The 3,381-nt window shown below is 72.8% G+C and carries 1 protein-coding gene and 1 pseudogene; both read left to right on the forward strand.

What is annotated here, in order from left to right:
• Nucleotides 1–10: 10 nt before the first annotated feature.
• A pseudogene (locus CcI156_RS27325) lies at nucleotides 11–277 on the forward strand (AMP-binding protein); the annotation flags it as partial.
• Nucleotides 278–400: 123 nt separating this feature from the next.
• Nucleotides 401–3,381: condensation domain-containing protein (locus tag CcI156_RS23435; RefSeq protein WP_254847590.1), on the forward strand; the 2,981-nt coding region annotated here is incomplete at its 3' end.

Raw genomic sequence — 3,381 nt, forward strand, 5'->3', positions numbered from 1 at the left:
GCGTGAGGTGGTGACGGGTGGGGATGTGGTGAGTGCGGCGGCGGTGGTGCGGGTGGTGGAGGCGTGTCCGGGGGTGGTGGTGCGGCAGTTGTATGGGCCGACGGAGGTGACGGTGTGTGCGACGGTGTTTGAGGTGCGGCCGGGGGATGAGGTTGCCTCGGTGGTGCCGATTGGCCGTCCGATGGATAACACCCGGGTGTTTGTGTTGGATCGGTTTTTGCAGCCGGTGCCGCCGGGGGTGACGGGTGAGTTGTATGTGGCGGGTGTGGGGTTGGCGCGTGGGTATTTTGGCCGGCCTGGGTTGACGGGGRAGCGGTTTGTGGCGTGTCCGTTTTCCGGGTCTGGGGAGCGGATGTATCGGACGGGGGATTTGGGGCGGTGGACGGGGGAGGGGCAGTTGGTGTTCGCCGGTCGGGCGGACGCGCAGGTCAAGATCCGTGGTTTTCGGATCGAACCGGGTGAGGTGGAGGCGGTGCTGGTCATGCACCCGGGCGTCAGCCAGGGCGCGGTCATCGCGCGCGCGGACCAGCCGGGGCAGAAACGGTTGGTCGCCTATGTCGTCGCCTCCGACGGGGAGACGCTCGACACCGTCCAGATCCGCGACTTCGTGGCGGGCCTGCTGCCCGACCACATGATCCCTTCAGCCGTGGTCGTGCTCGACGCGCTGCCGCTGACCGCCAACGGCAAGGTCGACCGTGCCGCCCTGCCCGCCCCCGACTTCGCCGGCCTGGTGACCGGCCGGGAGCCGCGCACCTCGGTCGAGGAATCGCTGTGCACCCTGTTCGCCGAGGTGCTGCGCCTGGAGCGGGTCGGGGCCGACGACGACTTTTTCGACCTCGGCGGTGACTCCCTGCTGGCCATGCAGCTGATCGCACGGATCAGGAACCTGCTGCGGACGGCGCTGACCATCGGCGAGCTGATGGCCGAGCCGACACCCGCCGGGGTCGCCACGCTGGTGCGGGCCGGCGGCGACCCGGCGGCCGACGAGCCGGTGCTCGCGCCCGTGCAACGGCCCGAGGCGGTGCCGCTGTCGTTCGGCCAGGCCCGGATGTGGTTCCTCAACCGGCTCGAGGACGGCGAGGCGCTCTACAACATCCCGGTGCAGCTGCGGCTGCGCGGCGACCTGGACCGGACCGCGCTGTGGGCCGCGCTCGGCGACGTGGTCACACGGCACGAGAGCCTGCGGACGGTGTTCCCCGACCCCGACGGCATCCCGCGGCAGCAGATCCTGACCGCTGAGGCCGCACGCCCCACGCCTGTGGTCGTACCGACCGACGAGGACGAGCTGCCCAGCCGGCTGACGGCCGAGGCCACCCGGGGCTTCGACGTGAGCCGCGACCTGCCGGTACGGGCCACGCTGTTCGCCGTGCCCGACGGCAGCCACGTGCTGTCACTCGTCGTCCATCACATCGCCGCGGACGGCTGGTCGATGGGGGTGTTCGCCCGGGATCTGGCCACGGCCTACGCGGCGCGGCGGAACGGGCAGGCCCCGCCGTGGGCGCCGCTGCCCGTGCAGTACGCCGACTACTCCATCTGGCAGCGCGAGGTCGCGGCCGGCGAGGACCGGTCGGACGCGCACCTGGCGTACTGGCGGCAGGCGCTGGCCGACCTGCCCGCCGAGCTGAACCTGCCGGTGGACCGGCCCCGCCCCGCCCTGCCCGGCTTCCAGGCCGGATCCGTGCCCATCCGGCTCGGCGCGCGGACACACGCCCGCCTGGCCGACGTGGCCAGGGGCCAGGCTGCGACGCTGTTCATGGCGGTGCAGGCGGCCGTAGCGCTGTTGCTGTCCAAGCTGGGCGCGGGCAGCGACATCCCGCTGGGCACGGCAGTGGCCGGCCAGGGGAACGCCGCGCTGGACGACCTGATCGGTTTCTTCATCAACACCCTCGTCCTGCGCACCGATGTCGGCGGTGACCCGACCTTCGTCGAACTCGTTGGCCGGGTCCGCGAGGGCGACCTGGCCGCCTTCGCCCACCAGGACGTGCCCTTCGAGCGGCTGGTCGAGGAATTTCACCCGGCCCGATCCCTGGCCCGCCACCCGCTGTTCCAGGTGATGCTCGGCTTCCGGAGCACCCCGCAGCGGGAGTGGCACCTGGCCGGTCTCGACACCCAGGTGATGCCGTCGCAGGCCGCCACCGCCAAGTTCGACCTGTCCTTCGACCTCGCCGAGTACCGCGATGAGGCGGGCGCGGCGGCGGGCATCGACGGGGAACTGCACTACTCGGCCGACCTGTTCGACCGGCGGACGGCCGAGGACCTCGTCGTACGGCTGGTCCGGGTGGTTGAGGCGGTCGCGGMCGACCCGCACCTGCGGGTCAGCCAGGTCGACGTGCTGGACGACGCGGAGCGGGCCAGGATCGTCGGCGAGTGGAACGACACCGGCGTACCCCTCGGCCACACCAGGCTCACCGCGGCGTTCGATKCCCAGGTGGCCGCCCGCCCGGACGCGGTGGCGGTGGCGGCAGGAGATGTGCGGCTGTCGTACGCGCGGCTGGCGCAGGCCGCGGACCGGGTCGCGCACAGGTTGGCGGTGGCGGGCGTACAGCCGGGTGACCTGGTCGGCGTGGCGCTGGAGCGCTCGGCCGAGCTGGTGGCGGTGCTCATCGGGGTGCTCAGGGCGGGCGCGGCCTACGTGCCGGTCGACCTGGAGTGGCCTTCGGCCCGGGTGGCGCAGGTGCTGGCCGGGACCGGTGTGGTGGTGGCCTCGGCGGGGTTCGCCGCGCCGCCGGGCGTGGGCGTGGTGCCGGTGGGCGACTGGGTGCTGTCCGGGCCGCCGCTGACGCCGCCGTACGTCGTGGCAGGCCACGGCGACCTAGCGTACGTGATGTATACCTCGGGATCGACGGGCGTACCGAAGGGCGTGGCGGTGACGCACGCCGGGGTCGTCTCCCTGGCCGCCGACCGGCACTGGTCCGGCGGGGCTGATCAGCGCGTGCTGTTCCACGCCCCGCACGCCTTCGACGCCTCGACATGGGAGCTGTGGGTGCCGCTGCTGGYGGGCGGCCAGGTCGTGATCGCCCCGCCGGGACCRCTGGATGCCGCCGGGCTGGCCGAGTTGATCTCCGGTGCCGGGCTGACGGCCGTGCACGTGACCGCCGGTCTGCTCGCGGCGCTGGCCGAGGAGGACCCCGGCTGTTTCGCCGGGCTGCCCGAGCTGCTGACCGGCGGGGACGTGGTCAGCGCCACCGCCGTCGCTCGCGTCGCGGCCGCGTGCCCGGACACCGTCGTGCGGCACCTGTACGGCCCGACCGAGATCACCATGTGCGCGACCGTGTTCGACATCCGGCCGGGGGAGGAGGTCCCCGGGCCGCTGCCGATCGGGCATCCGCTGGACAACACCCGGACCTATGTGCTGGATGATCTGCTGCAGCCGGTGCCGCC

This window comes from Frankia sp. CcI156 (assembly GCF_001983015.1).
In the GTDB taxonomy this organism is placed as follows: domain Bacteria; phylum Actinomycetota; class Actinomycetes; order Frankiales; family Frankiaceae; genus Frankia; species Frankia casuarinae.